Here is a 25,348-nt window from a genome sequence, read left to right as displayed (position 1 = left end):
AATGAACGATACAGAAAATCGTGATAATCTTTCAGTAAACAAGGATTCAAAAGACCAAAAAAAGGACGCAAGTACACGAAAAAACAGTACTGCAAACAAACATCTGACTAAAAACTCTAAAGAACAAGGCAAAAAAAGGACTTTCAAATTCAAAACCGAGAAAGATTCAGTAGCTCGCAATGCCAATACAGAAACACAGAAAAAATGGGTGGGTGAAAATAAATATGCAAGCAAAAATAGAGACAATAATGAGAATCATGAAAAACATGAAGATGGAACGCGCAAAGTACAAACTCCCACAGAAAAAGGAACGCTCTCTTTTCATAAAGACCTAAAAAGGGGGGTAGAAGCAAACACAAAGATTCAAAAGGGCTCACTGAATCCACATCACAAACTAAACCTTAAAACAAACGCAAAAGTCAGGATAACACCTATTGGGGGACTAGGAGAGATTGGCGGCAATATGACAATAATCGAAACAGACACATGCGCAATAGTTATTGACATCGGCATGAGTTTCCCAGATGAAAGCATGCCAGGAGTTGATATTCTCATCCCTGATTTTCACTATATCGAAAGTATTAAAAGCAAAATTATCGCAGTGTTAATCACTCACGCGCATGAGGACCATATAGGTGCTGTGCCCTATTTCTATAAGCAATTCCAATTTCCACTTTATGGTACACCTTTGGCATTAGGACTTGTGGGCAGTAAATTCGAAGAGCATGGATTAAAAAAATGCAAAGAACTATTTCACATCGTAGAAAAAAGAAAGCCTGTTCGGATTGGTGATTTTGAAGTAGAGTGGATTCATATTACACATAGCATTATTGACAGCTCCGCTCTTGCGATTCGCACAGAGGCTGGGATTATTCTACACACGGGAGATTTTAAGATTGATCATACTCCTATTGACAATTTGCCTACCGATTTACACAGATTGGCATACTACGGAGAACTAGGTGTTATGTTGCTCCTTAGTGATTCTACAAATTCACATAAATCTGGAGTAACGCCTAGCGAAGCGAGTGTAGGACCGACATTTGACAATCTATTTAAAAACGCCGCAGGCAGAGTGATTATGAGCACCTTTAGCTCTAATATTCACAGGGTGTATCAAGCAATACATTATGGATTAAAGCACAACCGAAAAGTCGCTGTAATAGGACGATCTATGGAAAAAAATTTAGAAATTTCACGCGAATTGGGCTATATAGATCTGCCTAGCAAGGTCTTTATAGAAGCGCATGAAGTTTTGCAATATCCAGATGAAGAAATCTTAATCGTAACAACAGGAAGTCAAGGCGAAACTATGAGCGCGCTCTATCGTATGGCAACCGATGAGCATCGACACATTAAAATTAAACCTACAGATATGATTATCCTCTCTGCTAAAGCTATCCCGGGCAACGAAGGGAGTGTTTCGGCAGTTATTAACCTCATTATGAAAGCCGGAGCAAAAGTAGCTTATCAAGACTTTAGTGAAATCCATGTTAGCGGGCATGCTGCTCAAGAAGAGCAAAAACTAATGTTGCGATTAATCAAACCTAAATTCTTTTTGCCCGTGCACGGTGAATTTAATCATATCGCTAAACATAAACAAACCGCAATCGCTTGCGGCGTTCTAGAAAAAAACATTTATCTCATGGAAGATGGCGACCAAATCGAGGTCAATCCGAATTATATGCGAAAAGTAAAATCAGTGCGGACAGGTAAAACTTTTGTAGACAATCAAGCAAATAGAATCCTAGATGACGAAATAATCAATGAGCGCAATCTTCTTGCAAATGATGGAATCTTTATTTTAACACTCCATATCAATCAAGAACAACAAAAAATTCTTGAACACAGAATCAACGTGTTTGGCATCATAGGGCAAAAAGAAGAAAAAGAATTAGTAAAATTCACTATGGACGCTATAAATGCGCACTTAGCAATCGCGAAATCTAGTCTCTATAAAGATTCTAAAACACTAGAAAATAACTTATTTGGTTTTTTACGTAAGCTACTTTTCAAAAAATTCAAGAAATATCCAGCAATCTTAGTCAATGTTTTGTTTGACAATGTAGTGAAAACAAAACCCTCACAGAAGTTTGATTTCATTACTGATCATCATAAAGCTGAAGAAAGGGACAAGCATGACAAACCGCTTGAAATGATTTTCAACGATCATGGTAATTTTACCAATCTCTAAAGCCTCTCCATATAGTTTGTTTAAGTCATTTAACCAAACTATAAACACTAATAATTAAAGATTATAAAATATTAAAATTTAATACTACTTCATTGAAACTATTGTCATTATTGTAAAAATGCCGGCGATAGAGAATCTCCATATTTAAAAAACTCCAAGGTACAAGAATAAGACCTATCTGCATATAGAATCCTCTATTTACATAAGTATCATTCCTTGATTCTAAACTAGAATAACCAAACCCAAAGTTATAACCAATGAAGTTAAATTGGGTGCTCTTTACAAATTGTGCACCAAGTAAACGTTGTAACAAATTATCTCCTGTTGGATGGAAATAGAAATCTATTCCTGAAATATAATTTTCTCCTTTTGGTTTATCTTCCCAACTATTACGATATTTTATTCCATAAAAAATAGTAATATTGTCGCATGTGCGAGAATCAAAAGGAAGATACATTGCTCCTAAGCTAAACCCATATCCCTTATTGGTACCTTGCGATAATCCCATTTGAAAAGTAATAACTTGAAACATATTGGCATAGGCTACAGCACATTCCTTGCTAACAATGCAATTACTTGCAGGGAATAAATAGAATAGCAGAATCTTAAAAAAAATATTTACAAATCTTCTCTTTGCATACATTCTCCCCTTCCTCATTACTCAATTTCATTCAAGCTTTTGCTGCTCTCTTTCCTTTGCAAGTTTTTCTACTTCATAAACAAACACATCAACAATGTCTTCTTCACGTAACTTTGCTAATACCTTACCATCTTTAATAATGTGCCCAATTTTATTCCCAAACGCAATAGCAATATCAGCATGTTTTGCCTCACCTAACGCATTTACAGCGCAACCCATAACACTTACTTGCAATGGCGTTTTAATATGCAGTAACTTTTGCTCTACTTTCTTTATCGCGCTAACCAAATCCGCTTCTATCCTACCACATGTAGGGCAGGATACAATCGTAATACCCTCTTTCTGTCTGCCGCAATAGCGCAAAATACTTTTTGCTAATTTAATCTCCTCTTCTAATTCGCCTGTGATAGAGCAGCGCATGGTATCGCCAATTCCTTGCATAAGGAGATTACCCAATGCTATGGAGCTTTTAATCGTAGAATGATAAATCGTTCCAGCTTCAGTAACCCCCAAATGAAAGGGGTAAGGAACTAAAGGACGCAATAATTCATAAGCCTCTATAGTGCGGGGGGCATCGCTTGCTTTAAGAGAAATCTTAATATTAGTGAAACCAAAATCTTCCAAAAGTTTAATATTATAGAGTGCGGATTCTATCATTCCCTTAGGTGTTGCCCCATATTTTTGTTCAAATTCTTTCTCGAGACTGCCACCATTAACGCCAATGCGAATAGGAATATTACGTTCGTTGCATGCATCGGCTACTTCTTTAATCTTTTGCTTTGAGCCGATATTTCCCGGATTAATACGTATGCAATCCACATATTGTGCTGCGATTAATGCGAGTTTATATTTAAAATGAATATCAGCTATGAGTGGCAATGTTGTCATTTCTTTTAAGATCTTTAATGCAAAAGCATCTTCTTTTGTAAGAACTGCCAAACGGACAATATCTGCACCTGCAAGTTGCAGTCTGTCTAGCTGTGCCTTTGTTTCAGCAATATTGTGTGTCTTGCTAAAAGTCATACTTTGCACGCTAATTGGCGAATCCCCACCTATTGCAACATTACCAACAAAGATTGTTTTAGTGGGGTAACGAGGTCGAATTTTATTAGATTCCATAAATTTCCCTTAAAACTTTCTATAAGGTTTCAATTTTAGCACAAATTCCCAAAGTTTCGCCTGTAAGCGATATTCTCCATTTCATTACTTTTTTTTGATAGAATCTCTACTTTTAATTTTGCTTCTTAAGGAGTTGCTTATGAAAATTCTTGTGATACAAGGACCAAACCTCAACATGCTTGGGCATAGAGATCCGCGCCTATATGGAACAATGACTTTAGAACAAATTCACGCAAACATGAAAAACTTTGCACAGTCTCAAAAAGCACCTAACGGTGAAAATATAGAACTGGAATTTTTCCAAAGTAATTTTGAAGGAGAAATCATCGATAAATTGCAAGAGTGCGTAGGAGGAGATTTTGAAGGGATTATTATGAATCCGGGTGGTTTATCACACACTTCTATTTCAATTGCAGATGCCATAGTGGCTTCAGGATTACCTGTCGTTGAAGCACATTTAAGTAACATACATGCAAGAGAGCTAGAACGTAGAACAAGCGTTACCGCTGCTGTTAGTGTAGGAATCATCTCTGGTTTTGGACCTCTTAGCTATCATTTGGCACTTATCGCAATTATTAATGTTGCAAATGAAATCAAAGCTTTGAAGCAAAACGGTGCACAACCTAACCCGTAGAAACTTATACCAAACTTACACATGGGCTGCAACATAAACTTGCAATATACACGCCAGCAAGATGGGCAGTTAATACATGAGGTGTTTGCAAGCAATATTGTACTCTTGTTTGTAATATTTGCCTTTCCCTTTGTGTAAATCCCCCCTCTGGTCCAATAATTATGCCTTGTTGTGCCTGTTTTGCTAGTTCTACATTAGGAAGAGATTCTATACTAGAAATATCTGGGACACCATCAATCGGGATAAAGTCAATAAAACAGGCATTTTGATACTTCATTAAAACACTTTGCAAATCTTGACACACATCGACATTCATAAGATTTGTACGACCGCATTGCATGCAAGAATATTGTAAAATTTTAGAAATTTTTTGTTTATTCACAATCCTATTTTTCTGTGAAAAATCCGCATAAAAAAGAATAAGAGAAGCAACATTAAGTCCATTTAACATAGGTACTACATCATAAATATCCTTAGTATCAATTATTGCTAGAATAAGCGATAACCCTTTCGAAGAATCTTGCCAATCAGATGATCTTGCTTCAATAAGCTGAAAACACTCCTGCTTGCTACGAGTATGACTAGGAACATGCTGATAAATATAGAGTACATTGTCCTCTAAATTGCGGACAGAAAGAATCGCGCCTTTTTGGAATCTACGAACACGAAATAAGTAATGTGTTTCTTCAGAACTAAGAGTGATATGGGGATTTTTGGCATCTTTATGATAGAAAAACTGCATAAAACTACTTGTTAAGGAAATATTTTACACCAAGCTATCAGCGCGATGTGTAGGAAAAAAAACGTCAAATACATCATCAAACATTTCCGCACATATCGCTGCATAGCTTGTCTGCTTATTTTTGCCTTTCTAAGAATCTTTAGGCGATATATTTCACCAAATAACAAAATTCCAAACACTAGCAACATAAGAATAATTTTCGTATCATAAACAAACCCACGCATAGCCAATAAGAAGATTCCGCTCACTAAGGCTATGCCTAATAGCAAAAATGTAAGAGGCATAATCAAAAAGATTCTATGATTAAGCTGTAAAAAAGTTCGGAATCTCATAAGCACATAAAGATACGCAATATAAGGAAATACCAATAAACAAGCAAAAACTTCATGTAAAAAAACGCCGTGCAAATATGCCTCTGTGTCTAAAATAATGTTCTCTACACCCATGCAAACCTCATCTAAAATACCACAAACCACCAATATCTATGTCTTACTCGCCTCTTGGTAACTAGAAGCAAAAAATTTGACAACTCTCACATTCAAGACGTATACGTTTCGCTCTGCAAATCTTAGCAAACAACTCTTCTCCCACTCCAATCGCAGAAGGCAATCCTAACTCCGAAGCACGAATAGCCATGTGGGAATTTGCCCCACCATAACAAGTAATTAATCCCGCTATATTTTTTGTAAAAAGATAATCAAAACCAGGGTCAGCTGAAGGAATACAGATAATCTTCCCTTCTAATAGCTCTTTACTATTAGCATCAGCATGATCAATAGCAATAACTTCAGACATGATACTTTTAGTCGTAATAAAATTCGGCACAACATTCGCCGCATAAAAGCTAAAAACATCTCTCCCTTGTAGAATCAACGAAGGCAATTTCAATGCAAGGGTGAGCATAAACTCCTGTTTATGAGATTCTATTTCATTTAGAAATCGCTCTTTTGGACTCTCTTTATAAAGAGAAGAATACAAAGAAAGAATACTTTTAATATCCAAGTGAGACATATCTTCTGGGTTTATTGCAAGCTTTAATCCTAAATCTTTAATCAAACTTAAGACTTTTGAAAGCAGTTTAGAGAAAGCAAATTTCACACTTTCTCTGCCTTCAATCACGGTTTTAAAGAAAGCAAACAATCCTTTTGCATCAATAACTAGCCCGTTCTCGCGCAGAATCTTATCAAGCTGATCTATTCGCTCTTGAGTAAGACTAAATGTGGATTCTACGGATTGTAATGGAGATGGTGTTGTGGAGCAAGAATCGACTTGAATATTGCCAAAATAGCCTTCAAAATTTTCATCATAACGTGGAGAGAGAATGTTGTAGCTGCCCGCACGCAAGTGTCCATATTTTTGCAAAAATGATTCTAAGCCTAGATTATGGATATTTTGTATATCAAAAGCAAGCTCCTTGCTAATGGTTTTAAGAGAAGCAAGAAAATCATTTCTCTCTTGTAAAGTAAGAAAATTTATCTCAACCAATGAATTAAGCAGCTGCATCGCAACAAATGCTGCTCTTGCTACGCCAGCAAAAGGAAGAGTGCCAAATCTCTTGCAATCTTCAATCAACCAATAAATCTTATCATAAAGTGGAATATCAGAATTTACAACCCGCGCATATCTCGCTTCAAGCTCTTTCATCTTTAATAAATCTTTAACATAATAGCCTTCATTGGGAACAATAATATTATTTGTAAGTTCTAATAAAGAAAACTCAATACGTTTAATTTCATTCTCATTAAAACCATGTGCCAGAAGTTTTTTTAATTTAGAAGTGATATTTAAATCATAACAAGAAAGAACAACATGAAATTCCACTTTATCATGTAATTGTGGCTCTTTGATAAGAGATTCTAAATAATAATTCACCAATTTGTTTGCAATAACAGAATCAAGATTCTTAGGAATAAATGAATTAAACGACACACGAACGTCAATATAGGGAATCCCTAAAAAAGAGTGCATAAGCGGATAAGAACGTAGATTCCGATAGCCATAGTTATCTCTTTGATAAGCCCAAATGCAATCAGTAACGAGTTCTTTATAAAGACTAAGTGCTAATCTTTTAGGCTTCAATCCTATGATTTCGGCTGGATTCCAATCGGGCATAACACCAAAAATAGCTCTATCTCCAAGTATATGTGGTTGCTTGCCATTCATCGCGTCGATACGTTTTGCCAACCTTTCTAATGCTCTTACTTTGACATTTTCAAAAAGATAGGGTTTATTATCCATAACAAGCGGGCGAACTTGCAGGCAATACAATTGACAAGAATCATGCTGCATAGAATCCAATAAATCACCTGCCTGCGCGCTAAAAGCAAATTCTACATCCAAGGTTTTACAATGAAAAATCTCCTCTAACTCTTGAATCATTGCAATAACCCTAGACAATAAAGGAGGCACAGTAGCACCAAAAGAACTGCTATTTGCATCACGAAAAAAATAAAAGTTGTGTATCTCGCTCGAATTTCCGCTCGTAATGCTTTCGTTAGAACCGCTGCAATCATAGCTAATGCAAAAATAAGGCGCCGTATTTTCTTTATCTACACTAAAGGCAACTCCGCACATCACAATGTTTTCTAACATAGGTTGAATAAGTATCTCATCATGTGGATTCGGGAGAGAATGTCCAACCTTATAAAGAGACTCTCGCAATGTTTCTAAAGAATCCACAGCCACATTCGCAAGACTTAGGAAAGCTCCTGCATTTGATGTGTGCATATTATCTTCACAAAAAGAAGAACTACGGATGATAAGCTTGCTTGCTGCAAGATTCTTGATTTTTTCTAACACCGCATCAAAATCAGATTCTAATTCTTCCATAGATGTGATACACAAAGGTAGAATCTTCGCACTTCGCAATCTATGCTGCAAATTTTGAAGATTTTGCGCCTTAGTGCTAAACTTAAGAGTCTCCATGCTTTTATCCTTGTAATTCCCTATGCTATTTGTCAATGGTTTTTACCATATCTTGAAACCTCAAATAATACTGCCATGAATTGATAATATCCGGTCTTACTCTACGAATATCTTGTAGTTCATAGTCGAAAATGGCTTGCAGCTTTTTAGCTATATCTTGATTTTCTTGAAGATACTCCAACACCTGTTCCTCACACACAAGAGTTTGAGATTCTAACTTCACCCTTTCTTCCAAAGCTCGCATAAATTTCTGCATATACATTTTGCAAGCGGTAAAGAGCTCTGTATTGCCCTGCAATATTGCATAATCCGTATAAGATATATATATATATATATATATCAGTCTTTATTGTATCTGCCAATAATTCTTGTGTAATATCTTTATAACGCACAGATTGAGATTCTTTGTTATTGAATGTTGAATCTTTTGTGATAAATAATCGTATGCCGCCCTCACCTGCCTCTTTAAGAATCTTATCTCGATAAAACACCTGATAATACAATATGCTGCAATCAGTGGTATAACTCTTCCCAATGTGCTTAGGATGGGCAAAAAGAGTGAGCGGTAATATTTTCGCAGTAGAATCCCAAATCTTTTGCTCAAAGAAAGGCTTATCTTTAAGTTGCGGTTTAGGCAAAGAAAATTTCTGACTAAGAGTATTCATAGTCTGCCATATCTTTTCCTTGTTAATTTCACTCATATCCATGTAAATTATTTCGCTAGCATTGGGAATCTTTTGTGTAAGTGAAAAATAAAGAAAAATATCAGAGCGAGTGAAAAACTCTTTAATGGATTCCGTAGTGGGATATTTACGTTGTTCCTCATCGCGAGTGCCATGATAAGAGATTCTATTAATAATTTTGCTTGGATCGTGCATTAAAGTAAAAACGTCACTTCTATGTTCCCACCAATCAGCACCGTGATTAATATAGGCTTTCAATCGTGAAATCGGATCGCGCACAAGAAACACAACAGGTACTTTTTTATTTAAAAGGGCAAAGAATTTTGCAAGTTCTTTATCGGTATAGCAATCAAATCCCGGATTCCCATATACCATTATTCTTCCCTTTGTCTCGTCTTTAGCCGTCCGATATTGCGAAGCATAATAGTTAATCATATTTTTAAAATGGGGATTCATCCAAGGATTTGGTGTCGTAATACCCGCACTTCTCTCAAAAAATTTCGTAAGAGCCCCTCCGCCAGTTACTCCATTATAAATTAAGATTCCATGATAATTTTTAGGTATCTCTTTATAAAAACACCAAAGCAATTGATAATAACATCGTTGTGATATTCGTATCGCTTTGTTGCTACGTTTCTTACAAAAATACAACAATGAATAAAACAACCCTTTTTCTTTAAGGAGTCTAATTGTTCGAGACTTCGCTATGCCCATTTATTCCCTTCCTAAACAATTTCTAACTATCATAGATCTGCTAGCTTGGTATAAGAATCAACATGCAAGTTTCATCTTGCATCAAATTCCATATCCATTTCAAGAATGATACTTCAAACTTCACGTTCTCTAAAATCCCAAATTCCACACAATAATACATAGCAACTCAGAATCTGACTATACTATTCTACGCTATGACGATTAAACTATTGTATATTTTGACAAGCACGTATTATAACAAATTTGTTATAATAATCCTAGCAAGGCTACAAAAGGCAACTTATGTTAAGGGTTCTACATCTTGTTACTCAAGACAATGGCGGAGCGGGGAGAGCTTGCGTTCGCCTCCATTGCGCTCTACTTAAAGCAAACGTACATTCCTTAATTCTCACGCAACAACAGACAAGCTGCATACAGAATATACATGTGCTTAAACAATCTAAAATGAGGAAATCTTTAACAAAATCCCTACGCAATCTCTCACTCTTGCCTTTTAGACATTCTTTAAAAAATGCTAAGGATTATTTTTCACCAAACATTCATATTCCCTATCTTAGCACCAACAATCAATCCTTATTGCGACAAATTGAATCTTTTGCACCGAGTATCATACATTTGCATTGGATTGAAGGAGGGTTTATTAATATCCATAATCTTGCCTCTCTTACAAAGCCAATGCTTTGGAGTTTACATGATGAAAATGCGTACACAGGAGGTTGCCATTATGTCGCACAAGGATGTGAAGGCGCACGAAATGGCTGCAGAATATGCCCCCTATTCTCCAATGCTACACATACCCATAAAACACACAAAAGCTTTTCGCGCGATATTAGCTATCTCACATTTACAAACAAGCAAAAAACCTATAATAAACTCAATCTTACTATCAATGGACTCTCATCATGGATTGCCAAACGCGCGAAAGAATCTTTACTACTAAACAACAAAACAATTATTAACCTGCCTAATCCTATCGATACGGACTTTTATAAGCCTCTTTCTCAAACATTTGCTAAACAGGCTTTGGGTATTAAAAGCGACAAGATTCTCTTAGCTTTTGGTGCTATTGGCGGCTCATCGGTGCGACGCAAGGGATTCTTTCAACTAAAAACAGCGTTAAAAATGCTAAACAATAAAGAAAAATACGAACTCTTGGTATTTGGAGGAGAAAGCGAAAATATCGATGGGATACAAATGACAAATTTAGGAGTAATACATGATGAGGTAGCTTTAGTACTGCTCTATAATGCTTGCGATATATTCATTCAGCCCTCTTTAGCTGAAAATCTTAGTAATGCAATTATGGAATCTCTCTCATGTGGTACAGCAGTCGTAGCCTTTGATATTGGCGGTAATGGTGATATGATACAGCATAAACAAAACGGCTACCTAGCAAAGCCTTTAGACACACAAGACCTAAAAAATGGCATAGAATGGCTAGCAAATCGCAATGTTTCTGAATCACAAAATATTGCAAAAAATGCTCGGGATTCTATTATAGAGAAATTCAGCTACGACATCGTTGCCTCCCAATACATCACAATCTACAAACAATTAACGGGGGGGGGGGGGGTAACCCTTAAGTCTTATTGCGACTATCTTGCTGCTTTACTACTTGCCACATTCACGCCCATTCTATACTATAAACAACTATCGAGCTCTAACAAATATCCATCCGCAATACTGCATCCTTTCTACTTGCAGCGGTATAACATCAATAAAATAAAAACTATCATCTATCTCTCAATGAAGATTCTATCTTTGCAACAAAGCAAGAGGATTCTTTTAATTAGGGAACGGCATGGATAATGCTCCTCAAGTTCGCTATAAAACAACCATTAAACAACAATGGAGAAGATTACGCGCAAACATACGCAACCTTTTCTTTCTTCTGTGCACAAGAAGTAAGCCACATAGTAAAAAACAAAATAACGATACCAACAAACAAGATTCAATACTCATTTTACGTACAGATGGAATAGGTGATTATTTGCTTTTTCGCAATTTTCTACATGAAATCAAAACAGCATACCCCACCCATTCAATCACTTTATTAGGGAATATCGCATGGCAAGCACTAAGTGAAACCTTAGAAAGCGAATCTATAAATAATTTCATTTGGCTTGATAGAAATAGATTCCATAAAAACCCATTTTACGCTCTTTTTTTCTTACGCAAAATCCAATCGCATATCTATAACCTGTTCATTAATCCATTGCAGTCGCGCGATGCAATAAGCGAAACACTTGCCAAACATGTTTTTGCAACCTATAAATGTGCGTCAGAAGGCGATTGTGTTAATTTACCAGTGCCCAAAAAGCAAGAAGCAGATTTAATTTATACGCAACTTTTCCCTAGCAAGCAATCTGTTGTTTTTGAATTTTATCGCAATCAAGATTTTTTTGAGACCCTTTTGGGCAAGAAGCTTTTTACCAAACTCTACATAGAATCTAACCAACAACGTTCTTTAGCAAAGAATAAATATACCGTATTATTTATTGGAGCGAATGCAGCTTATCGCAAATGGCACATAAAGAATTTCAAAAAAGTAGCAGACTATCTTATTGCCACATACAAGATGAATATTCTTATCTGCGGAGGCAAGGAAGACATAGAAAATAGCAAAGTACTGCAACAAATGATAGAAATATCAACCAACAACACGGCAATTAAAGTAAAGAATCTCGTTGGACAAACCACTCTTATAAACTTACTAGAAATCATACAGAATGCAAAATTGCTTATTTCCAATGAGACGGGCTGCGCACATTTAGGTGCAATTATGCAAATACCCACTATTGTTATCTCAAATGGAAATCATCTCGGAAGATTTACTCCCTATCCAAAGAATCTAAGCAGCAACTATTATCCTGTTTATCATCCGTCTATCATGTCTCATTTAGAAAATAATAAAATCTATCAAGAATTATGCAAAAAAATATAGTACCAATAGTTCATTGCCTATTAATGAGATTACCGCAGAATCTGTAATAGATGTTTTGCAGACATTTTTTAATCGTGAAGCCACACTTTCTAATCATTGTTAATAATCAATCCTAACCAAATGCTACTTAGCTAATTTTACTGCCATTTTTACGTTCTTGTTCTATTCCTAAGATGCTAAGCCCCTCTTTATCTTTAACAGCCAACAACATGCCCTCACTGACTTCTGACATAAATTTTGCATGCTCAAGATTAGCAAGGATACAAACTTGCCTACCTATCAACGAGTCACTCTGATAAAATTCCGCAATGCCTGCAATAATCTGCCTTGGTCTAGTCTCACCTATATCTACTTTGAGCTTCAATAATTTGCGACTTTTAGGCAAGTTACTCGCTTCTACAACTGTGCCTATACGAATGTCTATTTTATGAAAATCCGCAAGAGAAATGCGATTAGAAAATTCTTGAGAGGCTTGTGTTTGTGGTGGCGGAGCTAAATCGGACTTTTCATCGGAATTTTGGGAATTTGAGGATTCTATTTTTTTAGATTCTATCTTAGGAAACAAGGCGTCGACTTTTGTAAGCACAAAATTGTGTAAATAGCCATGCTGCGTAATTAAAAGAGCAAAACTCTTAGAATCTATACTAAAACCAAGACAATGAGCAATCTTCTGACACGCATGAGGCATAATAGGATAAAGCAACAACCCAGCTTTAGCAAGGATATTTGCAATCAGATTCAAAAACTCCTTACATTCTTTATGTTTATTCGCCTTTATTAATTCCCACGGAGCAATTTTTGTAATCATCTCATTCCCGAGATAAAGAAGCTCCCAAACAGATTCTAAATACTTATGTAACTGCATATTTTCCATATATGTATGACATTGTGTTGTTATAGCATTAATTTTCTTGCGCGACTCCTGATAACTCTCTAAGCAAAAACTCTCTTGCAAACTAGAGGCAAAATACTTTTCACTCATACCCTGTAAACGATTAAGTAAATTGCCTAAATCATTGCTTAATTCGCCATTATTACGGTTAATAAGCGCGGTTTGTGAGAAATCACCATCTTGTCCAAACGGAACCTCTTTAAGCAAAAAATAACGAAAAATATCCATAGGATATGCCTGCTGTATTTCCAAAGGATTCACAACATTCCCTAAACTTTTGCTCATTTTTACTCCGTTAATCGTCCACCAACCATGCACAAAAATATGTCGAGGAAGTGTGATATTAAGACTCATCAGAAAGGCTGGCCAATACACTGCATGAAATCGCAAAATATCCTTACCAACGATATGTGTAGCATGCTCAAAATACTGCATTTGAGAATCTAAGCACGGGTTTTGCTCTTTATAACCATCAAGAATCTCCCTTGTCTTTGGCTGGGTAAGCCCGTAGCCTAGCGCGCTAATATAATTCATTAAGGCATCAAGCCATACATAAATAATGTGTTTCTTATCATGAAACTTCTCTGGAATCTGTATCCCCCATTCAAAGCTAGTCCTAGTGATAGACAAATCCTGCAAACCTTGTTCTACAAAGACTATAACTTCATTTTTCTTATGCAAAGGCAAAATACATTGAGGATTGTCTCTATACCATGTAAGCAATCTCTGCTGATATTTCGAGAGCGCAAAAAAATAGCTCTCCTCTTTGACAAGCTGCGTTTGTTTGCCACAATCAGGGCAATAGATTTCATCAAGAACTTGTGTTTGAGTAAAAAAGCTTTCACAACTCACACAATATCTACCTTCATATTCTCCTTTATAAATATCACCTCTATCGAACATAATTTCAAAAGCTTTCTGCACGCTGATTTTATGTTCCATAAAAGTTGTACGCATAAATTTATCATAATCAATCTCAAAACAATCCCATGTATTTCGGAATTGCCTCGAAATGGAATCAACATAGTCTATGGTAGATATATCTTTCTTTTGTGCCGCTTCTTCAATCTTTTGTCCATGCTCATCAGTTCCTGTAAGCAAAAAAACTTCATCGCCCCGAAGACTCCAATATTTTTTGAGTACATCAGCAATAATAGTTGTATAAGCATGTCCAATATGAGGAATATCATTTACATAATAAATAGGGGTAGTTAGCAATCGCTTCATTAACTTATCCTTTACCAAATCTCGCAAATACGTATTATAAAACAACTTATAATTATACTTTAAAAATCAACAATAACCCACGACTTCCCAAGAGAGATAACAAAGGGAATTAACCAAACAAAGCTATAATCGATTTCTGTAAACCCATTGCGAAGGAATCTTTCATGCTCACACTAAAACAAGCGATGTCCCTCAATCAACAAGAAATAGAGAATCTAAAACACGACTTACGCAAAAAAATAGAATCCTACAAAGAGCTCAATGCCTACATACAAACTCCAGAGATTCAAGACAAAGACAAGGGCAAGATTCCTATTCTGATTAAAGATAACATTTGTGTCAAAGACAGCCTACTTACTTGTGCAAGCAAGATTCTGCATGGTTTCATATCACCGTATAGCGCGAGCGCGATAGAGAAGCTAGAAAAATCTAATTTATGTCCTTTCGGCAGAGCAAACATGGACGAATTTGGTATGGGAAGCACTACGGAAAAAAGTTGCTATGGGAAAACAAAAAATCCCCACAATACAAATGTAGTTCCTGGCGGCTCAAGTGGAGGGAGTGCAGCAGCGATAGCAGCAGGCATAGCTATCGCTAGTCTTGGTAGCGACACAGGAGGGAGCATTCGCCAACCAGCTAGTTATTGCGGAGTCGTCGGATTAAAGCCTAGCTACGGACGAGTGAGTCGCTATGGTTTAGTAGCCTATAGCTCTAGCCTCGAGCAAATCGGTCCTATTACGCAAAATGTAGAAGATGCAAGCCTATTACTTGACATTATTAGCGGGAAATGCGAAAAAGATTCAACTTGCTTACAGCAAGATTCAACAACCACATTCTCTAAGCTCAACCCAAACAAAGGCTTTAAAATCGCTATCCTAGAGGACTTTATCCCAGAAGCAACTAAAGAAGTGCAATCCGCTTACTATGAATCATTAAAAACATTAGAATCCATGGGGCACACACTTATTCCAAAACAAATGTTAAATTTAGACTACCATATTAGCAGTTATTACATTATTGCGATGGCAGAGGCAAGCGCGAATCTCGCTCGGTTTGATGGCATTCGCTATGGCAGAAGAATCGCTGGAGATCATTTAAAAGATGTTTATTTTAATTCGCGCTCACAATTCGGTGATGAAGTTAAAAAGCGAATCCTGCTTGGTTCATTTGTGTTAAGCAGTGGTTATTATGACGCTTACTATCTGAAAGCACAAAAAGTGCGCACACTTATCAAAAAACAATATGAAGAAATTTTCCAAGACTGCGACATGATATTTCTCCCTGTCGCACCGAGTGTTGCCCCTACGTTTAATGCGACAAAAAGCTCTCTTGAAATGTATCTTGGTGATATTTACACAATAGGAGCGAATCTTGCTGGATTACCAGCTATAAGCATTCCTGTAATCAAGAAACCACTACCCATAGGCATGCAATTCATAGGGAAATTCTTAGATGAACAAAATATCCTCAATGCCGCTTTTGGCTTAGAAAGAGAATTAAACCTATAACTAATTGTTAAACCTACATAATTAACAATATCTAGGTATAAAATCAAAATAAATAGGGTATTCACTATCAATTCTTTATTCAATAGCACAGAGATAATTGTCATTCAGTACTTACCACTTGTTTTCTGAAAAAGATTCTAAACCTTGTCATGTCTTAGGCTTTATGCCCGAAGGATCTCAAAGTATAGAATCTCTTAAAGATTCAAATAGAGATACTTCACAAGCGTTTAGCATGACAGGGGATAAAGAATCTAAAAAGATGTTTCACTTGTTTCACAAACTCAACATGACAAAATAAAGCTAAGCACGACAAGAAAGCTAACTATCGTTCTAAGTACAACTTAAAATCAACACAAAGAATACAAAGAATCACAATTTGTTCCCCTTACATCACTTCTTAAATACCCAAAGCTTTATAATTGAAAAGCTACTCATCGTATAAGCAATAGCTGCGAGAATCTGGCATAAATAAACATTATAGTGCAAGATTCTATAAGCTATCACAAGCACGCAAATATTAATGCTATACGCCACTCCTATTGCGACAACGAAACGTAAAAAATCTTGTTTATGTGAATTAGAGGATTGAAAAGTGAATTTCCTATTAAGGATATAAGAATTAAGCATTCCTACAATATTGCCTATTGTGTTGGCAATTTCGGGCATGCACCCCAAGAATGTCAGCAGCAAGCACAATCCCACACCTATAATCGTATTAATAACTCCTATTACACCATAAATAAGTACTTCCTTGAACCACTTCTGCCCAAGAATATTAAGAAAGAATCTTGGCGTAAATTGCAGCAAAAGCCTCATGCAATCTTGCGTAAACTTTTTATATATTTCTTTGAAATATTTATACATTTAGGTTGCCTTCATAATTCTTAGAATATCACTCTAGTTCTTATTTGCAAAGCTCTTATTGTAACATTATGATTTGATTTTATAAGTATTTTAGTTCTAAAGAGATAAAGGAGTGCAATGAAAATTCTGTTTACGTGCGAGAATCTTGCCTTACAAGGAGGAGCTGAACGTGTCATAGTCAATATGGCAAATGAACTTTACGCTCGAGGCTATCAAGTAGAAATCCTTTCCTACTTTAAGGACTCTAAGACAGATAAACCTTGTCATTATCCTCTCAATCCCGCGATTAATATAGCCTATCTCTACCCACATGATAAACCTAAGAGAAAGGGCATTGCTCGGATTATTTGGCGACTCTTTGGCTATCTATTTGTCAATCTCGCAATGAATAAAAAATGCCGCGCGGATATTATTATTGAATCGCACTTTTCCATGTTTTACCCCAGATTCAAAGCAGCAAATACTCAATATATCAAGATTATGCACATGCAAATTTCTCGATACAAGAAGCGAAAAAACGGGTATTTCGATGCGCTTGTATTTCTTAGTCAAAATGAATATGATAAATGGCATAGCTACCATAGCAACGCGTTAAAGATTACAAATTTTGTAGAAATTCCTTTTGAGACAATGATACAAGAGATAGAGCAGAAAAATATCTTGAGCGATGAAAGGTTTTTGCGGATATTAGATTCTATATTAGCGCACCACTGTCGCCATCTCTGCTTAGAAAACAAGCAAATAACCTCTCTTAATCCTTATTACAACGAAGAGGATTTTCTTCTTATGCGGGCAATGCTGCTTAGCTATATATTGTACAGAGAATCAGATACACAAGATTTAAATAACACGGAAAACTGTTATTCTAAAATCCTGCAAAGCAAAGCTGAAGAATCTCAAGATGCCCTCTTTTGTCATTCTTCACTTGCTTTAGCAGCTAAAGAATCTCACTCAATAGATTCTCAAAGAGATTCTTCAGTTTCTACAAAACTTCAAAATAAAAGAGATTCTTCTTGCAACCAAGAAGCTTTTACAATCCTAGCTGTGGGTAGAATGAGTCTTGAAGATCAAAAAGGCTTTCCAAGATTGATTCAAAGTTATAGCAAGATTGCAACACATTTCCCCCAATGGAAACTGAAAATAATAGGTGCTGATTACGGACAAAAGCCACTGCTACAAGAACAAATACAGCAGCTCAACATGCAAGATTATATTCTTTTGAAAAACTTCACTCCCAATATACAAAAGGAATATTTACTCGCGGATATTTATGCGATGAGTTCTTATATCGAGGGTATGCCTATGGTTCTTATTGAGGCGATGAGCAATGGAATGCCTCTTGTTGCCTATGATATCGCGCCAATACGAGAATGTTTCGACAACAATGGCATATTAGTAAATAGCGAGGAGGCATTCTGTCAAGCTTTGCGTTCTCTCATGCAAAATGCAGATTTACGTATCGCAATGGGGCAGCAAAGTCTAAGGCTCGCAAAAGAAAGATTCAGCAAAGAAAGCGTTATGCAACAATATTGCCATCTTTTCCATTCTCTTAAGCCATAATGTTATCTTTCAAAGAAACTCTAAGAATCCATGCCACCATATCACTTTTCATCACTCTAACCTATTTATGTGGTATTTGTTGTTTTGAATCGTCCCTTTGTCATTCTGAAGAAGCACGAAGTGCGACTGAAGAATCTCAAAATGTAGAATCTCTAAAGATTCAAATGAGATGTTTCGGTCGCTTTACTTCCTCAACATGACAGAGATACTTCACATTCGTTCAGTATGACAAATAAAGAAATAATAATAAATCCTTGTCATGTCTTAAGCATTGCGAAGAATCCCTGCAAAACAACAGAGATACTTCGCTTGCTTTGCAAGCTCAATATGACAAAATGGGAACTTGTCATGTCTTAGGGCTTTATGCCCGAAGAATCCCAAAAATCGCCTTTATAACTTGCCAAGGTAATAAAAAATTGTTCCCGCGAGATTCTTTTCTATCACATCACCATTTTCTACAAGCATAAAAAGAATATCCCTACTTTGCTGCGTCCAAAGAATCTCACAATCAAGCCTACTTAATGGTCGCCTTGCTAATGTTTGTAGAATTGTTTGACTATCTAAATCTTGCTGCTGTAAAGAAACTTTATCATTCTTGCGAGTAACCACGCAAACAGGAACATCATGAAACACTTCGGCTATTTGATAGAGTGTCTGATTATCCACAGGATAAACTTTATGTGAGCTTGGTCTATCAATCGTAGATAAATCGAGCCGCTTTACATTAATTTCACGTAAAAAATTTGCGCTTGCTAGATGAGATTGTGGATTATCATTAATATCTTTGACAATGAGAATCTCTGCAACTAGTTCGCCTTGATAATCTGTGGCAAACTCTCTAATTCCTTGTTGTATCTTTACTATATCAAGTGTTTTGCTCGGTTTATCTATGCGTTTAAAAATCATTGGATTCACGGAATCTAAAGAGAATTTCACAATATCAAAATGATGTAAAGCAGATTTACAAACATCAAATCGCGAACCGTTACTAAGAATAAGCGTCTTGATGGCTGGATAAGATTGTAGAATCTGCTTAGATTGAAGAATTAGCTCTTGCAAATAGGGATAGAGTGTTGGCTCGCCATTTGCAGTAAATGTCAGTACATCAATATGGCTATTTTTCTTTAAAGCTGATTCTATGGCTTGCAGAATATCCGTTACAGGGGTAATATCATATTGAGAATCTTGCGGTTTACTAGCCTGCAATTCACAATACACGCAATTAAAATTACATTGTTTAAGTTTAGGGCTCAAATCTACGCCCAAGCTTGCTCCAAATCTACGCGAAAGAATGGGTCCAAAAACAATATTCATAAATCTCCCTTACAAATGTTTTGCGGTAATAATCGGGGATTTATAGGCTAGTAGTGCTACAATGCTTACAAGGCAGCTTACACATAAAAGCATAACAAGAGCTTGACGAAACTCCCCAAAATAATCATGTAAATACCCCAGAATGAATGGCGCGCTTGAAGCAATCAAATAACCAAATCCTTGTGACATAGAGGAAAGCTTGGCTGCTATAAAGGCATTTTCACTCTTTAAAGAGATAAAGAGTAAAGCTATCCCAAACACGCCTCCCATAGGAATCCCAATCAAAATAGCACTGATATAAACGATTGTTACGGAATCAAAACCAAGCAATAACAAATACGCTACGATATAGCATAAACACAAACAGGCTATGTAGGGTGCTTGATACATTTTACGCATTCTGCCAAGCAAAAGAGGACCAAAAAGAGCAACGGGAATAGCGACAAACTGCGTAAGCAATAATATATCTATCCCGAATTGCTGGGTGTATCCTCTATCCGCGATTATTGTAGCAAGCCATGCAAACATACTATAGGCAATGAAGCTTTGCAATCCAAAAAAACAAGTAATAATCCACGCACTTTTATGGATAAAAAGATTGGGAGTATGAGCGGACTTTTTTCTTGCGTGAAATATCCTTCCATTGCGTATTTGCGGGAAATAAGCTAAGAGGGCTAAAAATGCAAAAACTATCCAAAAAAGAAGGGCATATTGCAAAGAAAAATAAGAAAGTAGCGGGAAGCTAAGTCCTATCCCAGCAACCGCAGAGGTATTAAGCACCAAGCTATAAACGCTCATCATTTGAGTGGTTTTTGTAGGGAATTTTTGCTTAATAAAGCTTGGTAGCAATACATTAGCAATAGCAATCCCAGTGCCTAGCAAAGCCATTCCTACAAATAATCCAATCTCTCCGCCGACACTGCGTAAAATTTCTCCACATAATATAAGCAGTATGCCACCCATCAATGTAGCAACAGGCGGGAAATAAGCGACGACAAAGGAGATACTACCAAACGCAATCAAAGGCAGAGAAGTAAGCAGCCCAGCCATAGCAGAGCTTAGATAATAGTGTTCTTTAATAACCTCGATAATAGGACCTATTGAAGTAAGGGGGGCGCGTAAATTACAAGCTATGGCAATCACGACAAAGCAATTAAGCCAAAAAATCTTTTTTCGCATAAGAGTCTCTGTTTTTTGCTTTTTATTGTTGGAAAAATCCTCAATGCTTTCTTTGGTAGCGTGCTTTTTAACATTTTTCATAATTTTCTCTTTGCAAAAGTGTTACTCAAAATCCGCAATGCCTTTAATGCAATATTTTCAGGGCTAAATCCAAATTTTTTAAACAATAAATCTCCCTTGCCGCTTGCACCAAAACTCTCCATGCAAAGCACATCATCACAAAACGCGTAAAGCTCTAATGCGCGCAATGCTTCAATTCCTAACACTTTAGAATCCGCAAAAATCTCTCGTTTATAATGTTTGTCTTGCGCCATAAAAAGCTCGAAGCATGGCATAGAGAGCACCTGTGTCGCAACACCTTGAGAATCTAATCCGAGAGCTTGCATGCTTTCTTGCAATATTGCAGAATCTATTTTCTTGGGATTCTCTAACATTTCTTGCGCCTTAATTGCTAGGTTTACTTCGCTCCCGCTTGCAAGCAAAGTAAGCTTCGGATTCCTAGAATCCAACGAAGAATACGAAATGATGTATCCTCCTCTTGCAACATTTTCTTTTGTGATAGCACAAGATTCGATTAAAGGAAGATTCTGTCGTGTCAAAATAAAGCTTTGCGGTGCGGATATCGTAAGCGCATTCTGCCAAGCATAAATATTCTCGTTTGCATCAGCTACACGCCAATTGAGTAAGTTAGGCATCGCACGTAGATGGCTTAGCTGTTCAATTGGTTGGTGTGTCGCTCCATCTTCACCGACACCTATCGAATCATGTGTGAAAATATAAAAAACTTGGGCTTTCATAAGGCTCGCTACTCGAATGCTAGGGCAAAGATAATCACTAAACACAAAAAACGTCGCGCAATAAGGAGTGAAGATTCCATAATTCGCCAAAGCATTGCAAATCGCACCCATAGCATGCTCACGTACGCCAAAATGCAGATTCACACCCAAAGGGAAGTCGTCAGATTCCATAATCAACGTGTTATTGCTAGGGGCTAAATCCGCGCTTCCACCAATAAAGCCGTTATATGCCTTTGCTATGGCATTCAGAATCTTGCCATTGCTTGCGCGTGTGGCAATGGCTTGTTGTTGGTTAAGTGTCGCTGTTTGAGGAAAAGATTGCTGTGTGTTTGTATGAAATTGCGGATAGATAACTTGCGTAAAATCCTTTGTCAATAGAGATTCTAAAAGAGGTTGTTTGTCTGAATTTCGCAGAGTTTCATGCCAAGCATGATAAATAAATTTCGTACGATTAATGGTTTCTGTGAAATGTGTTTTAAGCTCATTGCTTATATAAAACGTCTCTGGATTGAGCCCTAATGCTTGCTTGGTTTTCGCAATAATCTCTTCCCCTAGAGGTGCACCATGCGCATGATGACTACCTTCTAATGAATGGGCATTCTTCGCAATCTTTGTGCGCGCTATAATCAAATTCGGCTTTTCTTTACTTACTTGACTTAAAGCCGTATCAATCGCCTGATAATCATGCCCATTAATTTCTTGCACAAAGAATCCTTGAGATTCAAAGCGACTACGTACATTTTCATTAAACGCAATGGATACTTCACCTTCAATACTAACATTATTGCTATCATAAATAAGCACTAGATTCGCTAATTTATGCACTCCAGCCAAAGAGCAAGCCTCATAGCTAATGCCCTCTTCTAAATCCCCATCGCCACAGAAACAATAAACTTTATGATTGATAATCTCATTGCCTAGAAAGTTTGCTGCCTTAAGGCTAGCCAATGCGAAACCTACTGCATTAGCAACCCCTTGCCCTAACGGTCCTGTGGTAATTTCTACGCCACTTGTGTGTCGATATTCAGGATGTCCTGGCGTTTTAGAATCTAATTTCCTAAAATTTTTGAGGTCATGCAAGCTTATCGCATATCCCCATAAATGCAACAGAGCATAGAGCAGAGCACTTGCATGCCCGCCGCTAAAAACTAATCTATCGCGATTTATCCATTGCTCATCATTTGGAAAGATTCTTATATGGTTAGCAAGGACTATTGCAATGTCTGCTAACCCCATTGGTGCACCCGGATGTCCGCTATTTGCTGCTTGCACCATATCCGCGCAAAGCATACGAAGTTCATTAGCAATGATGTGTAAATCTCTTTGCTTTTGTGTTGTGCTTCTCATTATTTATCCTATGTCATAGTAAAGTAAAATATAATAGTAAGATTGTTATGCTTTAGATTGTATAAATTTTATAAAAATTACAAATTTTGCAAATTCTGTAACACATTGTCATCTATGATATTTTCCTTGCAATCGATAGAGAGCAGCCCATGTACAACAGATAAAAATTCCGCTAAGCGCGTAGAAGTGAGGCATGACGCCGCGCATACTTGCTGACATTTGATTAAGCTTAATAAGACCGTTTATTCCATGATATGCGGGGATAAAATGAACAAAAGTTTGTAAAAAGCTTGGGAGCAAATGAATAGGATAGATAAATCCCATCATAAACACTAACGGCAATGATGATAAAAGGATAATCTGTGTTGGCAATGCCACATTACTAATAAATGAGCCCAAAAAGATTCCGAAACTAGCGCAGCAAACAATAAATATGACACTAAAACACCAAAAATCTACAATATGGGCGTGTATATGGATTCCATAAAGCTTGAAAAACAGCCCAAAATACAAGAGAAATAGCAAACTATAAATCACGGTAAAAACTAAGATTCTCGCTAGGAATAAATGATAAACCGAGCATGTGTTGAAATAGGCTTTTATACCTTGCTTATGTAGGCGATTCTGCGTAGCTGTGATAACCATGCTGCCTGCAATAAGCGTCTGATGAAGAATAAAAACAAGAATGGCAGCCAAAGCATAATTAATATACCCCATTGAATAATTAAAAAGAGGAATGGAAGTGAAATGCACTAGAGTAGAATCTTTAGCTATATCGATTTGCTTTTGGACGAGGTGCATTTTATGTTTGATTTGACTACTAAAAGCGTTGCCTACATCATTTAATCCTTCAATAATTGCTCCATAAACGAGAAAATACGAGGCATTAGCGCGATAAAGTAGCTTAGTTGGCACGCCTTTATTTGCATTAGCTTGAAAGCCCCTAGGAATGCTTAAGATTCCATAGATTAGATGCTTTTCTAAAAGCTCTTGTGCTTGCTTTAAAGAATATAAATTATAGGAGACCTCTATATTTGGATGAGCATTCACGGCGAAAATAAAGTCTTTAGAAAGGGTGGTGTTATCGAAATCTATCACAGCAATTTTTTGCTTGAGTACGATGTCTTTGTAATAAGGCGTAGGATATAGCACAGCATAAAGCAATGAACCTACAATCACAATAAACATTACCGTGATATTACCGCATATCGCTTGAATCTCTTGCCATACCGTTTCCATGAATGTATAGGAGCGCGCTTTGATTGTATCCATGCTTCTAGCCTCATTATTACAGGTAATAATTGATTCTATCTTGTGTTATTTAATTCTTTACTGACAAGTGATTTATTGTGAGAAGACAACATATCGTGTTTTCGCTATTCTAGCCTGTTTATGTGGTATTTGTTGTTTTGAATCGTCCCCTTGTCATGTCTCAAGTCTTGCAAAGCATGCCTGAAGAATCTCATTTAACTTGTCATTCTGAAGAAGTACGAAGTACGACTGAAGAATCTCAAAATGTAGAATCCCAAAATGATTCTTGTCATTCTAAACCTGCTTTGTAAAATGTAGAATCTCACTCAATGGATTCTCAAAGAGATACTTCACTTGCTATGCAAGCTCAGTATGACAAAAGCATAAATTGTCATTCTGAAAAAGCACGAAGTGCGACTGAAGAATCTCATAACTTAGAATCAAAGTAAGAGATGTTTGTTTCACAAGCTCAACATGACAAGGTTGATATTTGTCATTTCTTGCTTTTGCAAAGCAAGGCTGTAGAATCTCTAAAGATTCAAATAAGATACTTCGCATTCGCTCGGTATGACAAACAAAAGAGATATTTATCCCTTTGGGAATATGCAATATGGGCAAGAACTTCGTTCGTGCTAGTCGCTACCGCTCCCGCACACTTCGCTCAACATAACAAAGAGGAAAATCAATATAATATCAGGAGATTCTCGCCTTGCAAAAACGATTTACAATGACAGAGATGTTTCGCTAACGCTCAACATGACAAAGAGGAGAATCAATATAACAATCAGGAGATTCTTCACCTTGCAAGGTTTAA

The 25,348-nt window shown here is 36.7% G+C and carries 23 protein-coding genes; 10 read left to right on the top strand and 13 right to left on the bottom strand.

Translation table 11 applies throughout. The features are described 5' to 3' along the window. Window position 1: 1 nt before the first annotated feature. Window positions 2-2,194 (top strand): ribonuclease J, encoded by a 2,193-nt coding sequence (locus CQA66_RS07080; protein WP_104763621.1) that lies wholly within the window; start codon window positions 2-4, stop codon window positions 2,192-2,194. A gap of 61 nt (window positions 2,195-2,255) precedes the next feature. Here CQA66_RS07080 and CQA66_RS07075 read toward each other — a convergent pair whose 3' ends face one another. Continuing rightward, window positions 2,256-2,837, bottom strand: a complete 582-nt coding sequence (locus CQA66_RS07075) for a hypothetical protein (RefSeq protein ID WP_104763622.1) — start codon at window positions 2,835-2,837, stop codon at window positions 2,256-2,258. Between the two features lie 24 nt (window positions 2,838-2,861). Further along, entirely contained in the window at window positions 2,862-3,953 is a 1,092-nt protein-coding gene (gene ispG, locus CQA66_RS07070) for a flavodoxin-dependent (E)-4-hydroxy-3-methylbut-2-enyl-diphosphate synthase (RefSeq protein WP_104763623.1), read from the bottom strand. A gap of 139 nt (window positions 3,954-4,092) precedes the next feature. Between ispG and aroQ the strand changes: the two genes are divergently transcribed. Continuing rightward, on the top strand, window positions 4,093-4,587 hold the full coding sequence (gene aroQ, locus CQA66_RS07065; protein ID WP_104763624.1) for a type II 3-dehydroquinate dehydratase: 495 nt from the start codon (window positions 4,093-4,095) through the stop codon (window positions 4,585-4,587). Between the two features lie 4 nt (window positions 4,588-4,591). Here the strand turns inward: aroQ and CQA66_RS07060 are convergent, their stop codons facing one another. The 5 genes from CQA66_RS07060 to CQA66_RS09610 form a co-directional block, all read right to left on the bottom strand. Further along, on the bottom strand, window positions 4,592-5,329 hold the full coding sequence (locus CQA66_RS07060; protein WP_104763625.1) for an RsmE family RNA methyltransferase: 738 nt from the start codon (window positions 5,327-5,329) through the stop codon (window positions 4,592-4,594). Between the two features lie 11 nt (window positions 5,330-5,340). Continuing rightward, a complete protein-coding gene (locus tag CQA66_RS07055; protein ID WP_104763626.1) occupies window positions 5,341-5,775 on the bottom strand; it encodes a hypothetical protein in 435 nt (144 codons plus the stop codon). A gap of 61 nt (window positions 5,776-5,836) precedes the next feature. Continuing rightward, window positions 5,837-8,254 (bottom strand): PEP-utilizing enzyme, encoded by a 2,418-nt coding sequence (locus tag CQA66_RS07050; protein WP_104763627.1) that lies wholly within the window; start codon window positions 8,252-8,254, stop codon window positions 5,837-5,839. Window positions 8,255-8,279: 25 nt separating this feature from the next. Further along, on the bottom strand, window positions 8,280-8,552 hold the full coding sequence (locus CQA66_RS09615) for a DUF2972 domain-containing protein (protein WP_104763628.1): 273 nt from the start codon (window positions 8,550-8,552) through the stop codon (window positions 8,280-8,282). Further along, entirely contained in the window at window positions 8,446-9,651 is a 1,206-nt protein-coding gene (locus CQA66_RS09610) for a DUF2972 domain-containing protein (protein WP_115582579.1), read from the bottom strand. Before CQA66_RS09610 ends, CQA66_RS09615 begins: the two co-directional genes overlap by 107 nt. Before the next feature lie 282 nt (window positions 9,652-9,933). Between CQA66_RS09610 and CQA66_RS07035 the strand changes: the two genes are divergently transcribed. After that, window positions 9,934-11,460 carry a glycosyltransferase gene (locus CQA66_RS07035; RefSeq protein ID WP_115582578.1) on the top strand — a complete coding sequence of 509 codons (1,527 nt, stop codon included), beginning with the start codon at window positions 9,934-9,936 and terminating at the stop codon, window positions 11,458-11,460. After that, a complete protein-coding gene (locus CQA66_RS07030; RefSeq protein WP_104763203.1) occupies window positions 11,453-12,595 on the top strand; it encodes a glycosyltransferase family 9 protein in 1,143 nt (380 codons plus the stop codon). Before CQA66_RS07035 ends, CQA66_RS07030 begins: the two co-directional genes overlap by 8 nt. 127 nt (window positions 12,596-12,722) lie before the next feature. Here the strand turns inward: CQA66_RS07030 and metG are convergent, their stop codons facing one another. Next, window positions 12,723-14,714, bottom strand: coding sequence for a methionine--tRNA ligase (metG, locus tag CQA66_RS07025; RefSeq protein WP_104763202.1), 1,992 nt, complete (start codon window positions 14,712-14,714; stop codon window positions 12,723-12,725). Window positions 14,715-14,878: 164 nt separating this feature from the next. On the opposite strand from metG, the gene gatA reads away from it, so the two are divergent. Beyond that, entirely contained in the window at window positions 14,879-16,222 is a 1,344-nt protein-coding gene (gatA, locus tag CQA66_RS07020) for an Asp-tRNA(Asn)/Glu-tRNA(Gln) amidotransferase subunit GatA (protein ID WP_104763201.1), read from the top strand. A 97-nt stretch (window positions 16,223-16,319) separates the two neighbouring features. Beyond that, window positions 16,320-16,520 (top strand): hypothetical protein, encoded by a 201-nt coding sequence (locus CQA66_RS09170; protein WP_147289216.1) that lies wholly within the window; start codon window positions 16,320-16,322, stop codon window positions 16,518-16,520. Between the two features lie 92 nt (window positions 16,521-16,612). On the opposite strand, the gene CQA66_RS07015 is transcribed toward CQA66_RS09170, so the two are convergent. Next, entirely contained in the window at window positions 16,613-17,086 is a 474-nt protein-coding gene (locus CQA66_RS07015; protein ID WP_104763200.1) for a GtrA family protein, read from the bottom strand. Between the two features lie 117 nt (window positions 17,087-17,203). Between CQA66_RS07015 and CQA66_RS07010 the strand changes: the two genes are divergently transcribed. Together CQA66_RS07010 and CQA66_RS09165 are read left to right on the top strand one after the other, a co-directional pair. After that, a complete protein-coding gene (locus CQA66_RS07010) occupies window positions 17,204-18,646 on the top strand; it encodes a glycosyltransferase (RefSeq protein WP_104763199.1) in 1,443 nt (480 codons plus the stop codon). Then, window positions 18,646-18,846, top strand: coding sequence for a hypothetical protein (locus CQA66_RS09165; protein ID WP_147289215.1), 201 nt, complete (start codon window positions 18,646-18,648; stop codon window positions 18,844-18,846). The genes CQA66_RS07010 and CQA66_RS09165 overlap by 1 nt, the downstream gene beginning before the upstream one ends. Window positions 18,847-19,036: 190 nt before the next feature. On the opposite strand, the gene CQA66_RS07005 is transcribed toward CQA66_RS09165, so the two are convergent. From CQA66_RS07005 to CQA66_RS06990, 4 genes are all read right to left on the bottom strand, one after another. Continuing rightward, window positions 19,037-19,960 carry a radical SAM protein gene (locus tag CQA66_RS07005; protein WP_104763198.1) on the bottom strand — a complete coding sequence of 308 codons (924 nt, stop codon included), beginning with the start codon at window positions 19,958-19,960 and terminating at the stop codon, window positions 19,037-19,039. Between the two features lie 9 nt (window positions 19,961-19,969). Further along, the gene (locus CQA66_RS07000; RefSeq protein ID WP_104763205.1) at window positions 19,970-21,139 is read right to left on the bottom strand and encodes an MFS transporter; all 1,170 of its coding nucleotides are present in this window, start codon (window positions 21,137-21,139) and stop codon (window positions 19,970-19,972) included. A 77-nt stretch (window positions 21,140-21,216) separates the two neighbouring features. Next, on the bottom strand, window positions 21,217-23,283 hold the full coding sequence (gene tkt / locus CQA66_RS06995; RefSeq protein WP_104763197.1) for a transketolase: 2,067 nt from the start codon (window positions 23,281-23,283) through the stop codon (window positions 21,217-21,219). A 108-nt stretch (window positions 23,284-23,391) separates the two neighbouring features. Beyond that, on the bottom strand, window positions 23,392-24,555 hold the full coding sequence (locus tag CQA66_RS06990; RefSeq protein ID WP_104763196.1) for an ABC transporter permease: 1,164 nt from the start codon (window positions 24,553-24,555) through the stop codon (window positions 23,392-23,394). A 122-nt stretch (window positions 24,556-24,677) separates the two neighbouring features. Here CQA66_RS06990 and CQA66_RS09315 point away from each other — a divergent pair, with 122 nt between their 5' ends. After that, window positions 24,678-24,845, top strand: coding sequence for a hypothetical protein (locus CQA66_RS09315; protein WP_181882253.1), 168 nt, complete (start codon window positions 24,678-24,680; stop codon window positions 24,843-24,845). A gap of 141 nt (window positions 24,846-24,986) precedes the next feature. Then, on the top strand, window positions 24,987-25,265 hold the full coding sequence (locus tag CQA66_RS06985; protein WP_115582577.1) for a hypothetical protein: 279 nt from the start codon (window positions 24,987-24,989) through the stop codon (window positions 25,263-25,265). Window positions 25,266-25,348: the final 83 nt, after the last annotated feature.

This window comes from Helicobacter aurati (genome assembly GCF_003364265.1).
Taxonomy (GTDB): Bacteria; Campylobacterota; Campylobacteria; order Campylobacterales; family Helicobacteraceae; genus Helicobacter_A; species Helicobacter_A aurati.
This window is presented reverse-complemented; position numbering and strand designations above follow the sequence as displayed.

What these genes read in the sequence shown, in the direction of transcription:
- CQA66_RS09610 (WP_115582579.1), bottom strand. Translation starts at nt 9,651, where the DNA reads ATGGGCATAGCGAAGTCTCGAACAATTAGACTCCTTAAAGAAAAAGGG.
- CQA66_RS09165 (WP_147289215.1), top strand. Translation starts at nt 18,646, where the DNA reads ATGTTATCTTTCAAAGAAACTCTAAGAATCCATGCCACCATATCACTT.
- CQA66_RS07010 (WP_104763199.1), top strand. Translation starts at nt 17,204, where the DNA reads ATGAAAATTCTGTTTACGTGCGAGAATCTTGCCTTACAAGGAGGAGCT.
- CQA66_RS07015 (WP_104763200.1), bottom strand. Translation starts at nt 17,086, where the DNA reads ATGTATAAATATTTCAAAGAAATATATAAAAAGTTTACGCAAGATTGC.
- CQA66_RS07080 (WP_104763621.1), top strand. Translation starts at nt 2, where the DNA reads ATGAACGATACAGAAAATCGTGATAATCTTTCAGTAAACAAGGATTCA.
- CQA66_RS06985 (WP_115582577.1), top strand. Translation starts at nt 24,987, where the DNA reads ATGTTTGTTTCACAAGCTCAACATGACAAGGTTGATATTTGTCATTTC.
- CQA66_RS07035 (WP_115582578.1), top strand. Translation starts at nt 9,934, where the DNA reads ATGTTAAGGGTTCTACATCTTGTTACTCAAGACAATGGCGGAGCGGGG.
- tkt (WP_104763197.1), bottom strand. Translation starts at nt 23,283, where the DNA reads ATGAGAAGCACAACACAAAAGCAAAGAGATTTACACATCATTGCTAAT.
- CQA66_RS07055 (WP_104763626.1), bottom strand. Translation starts at nt 5,775, where the DNA reads ATGGGTGTAGAGAACATTATTTTAGACACAGAGGCATATTTGCACGGC.
- CQA66_RS07060 (WP_104763625.1), bottom strand. Translation starts at nt 5,329, where the DNA reads ATGCAGTTTTTCTATCATAAAGATGCCAAAAATCCCCATATCACTCTT.
- metG (WP_104763202.1), bottom strand. Translation starts at nt 14,714, where the DNA reads ATGAAGCGATTGCTAACTACCCCTATTTATTATGTAAATGATATTCCT.
- CQA66_RS07000 (WP_104763205.1), bottom strand. Translation starts at nt 21,139, where the DNA reads ATGCGAAAAAAGATTTTTTGGCTTAATTGCTTTGTCGTGATTGCCATA.
- CQA66_RS06990 (WP_104763196.1), bottom strand. Translation starts at nt 24,555, where the DNA reads ATGGATACAATCAAAGCGCGCTCCTATACATTCATGGAAACGGTATGG.
- gatA (WP_104763201.1), top strand. Translation starts at nt 14,879, where the DNA reads ATGCTCACACTAAAACAAGCGATGTCCCTCAATCAACAAGAAATAGAG.
- aroQ (WP_104763624.1), top strand. Translation starts at nt 4,093, where the DNA reads ATGAAAATTCTTGTGATACAAGGACCAAACCTCAACATGCTTGGGCAT.
- CQA66_RS07005 (WP_104763198.1), bottom strand. Translation starts at nt 19,960, where the DNA reads ATGAATATTGTTTTTGGACCCATTCTTTCGCGTAGATTTGGAGCAAGC.
- ispG (WP_104763623.1), bottom strand. Translation starts at nt 3,953, where the DNA reads ATGGAATCTAATAAAATTCGACCTCGTTACCCCACTAAAACAATCTTT.
- CQA66_RS07050 (WP_104763627.1), bottom strand. Translation starts at nt 8,254, where the DNA reads ATGGAGACTCTTAAGTTTAGCACTAAGGCGCAAAATCTTCAAAATTTG.
- CQA66_RS07075 (WP_104763622.1), bottom strand. Translation starts at nt 2,837, where the DNA reads ATGTATGCAAAGAGAAGATTTGTAAATATTTTTTTTAAGATTCTGCTA.
- CQA66_RS07030 (WP_104763203.1), top strand. Translation starts at nt 11,453, where the DNA reads ATGGATAATGCTCCTCAAGTTCGCTATAAAACAACCATTAAACAACAA.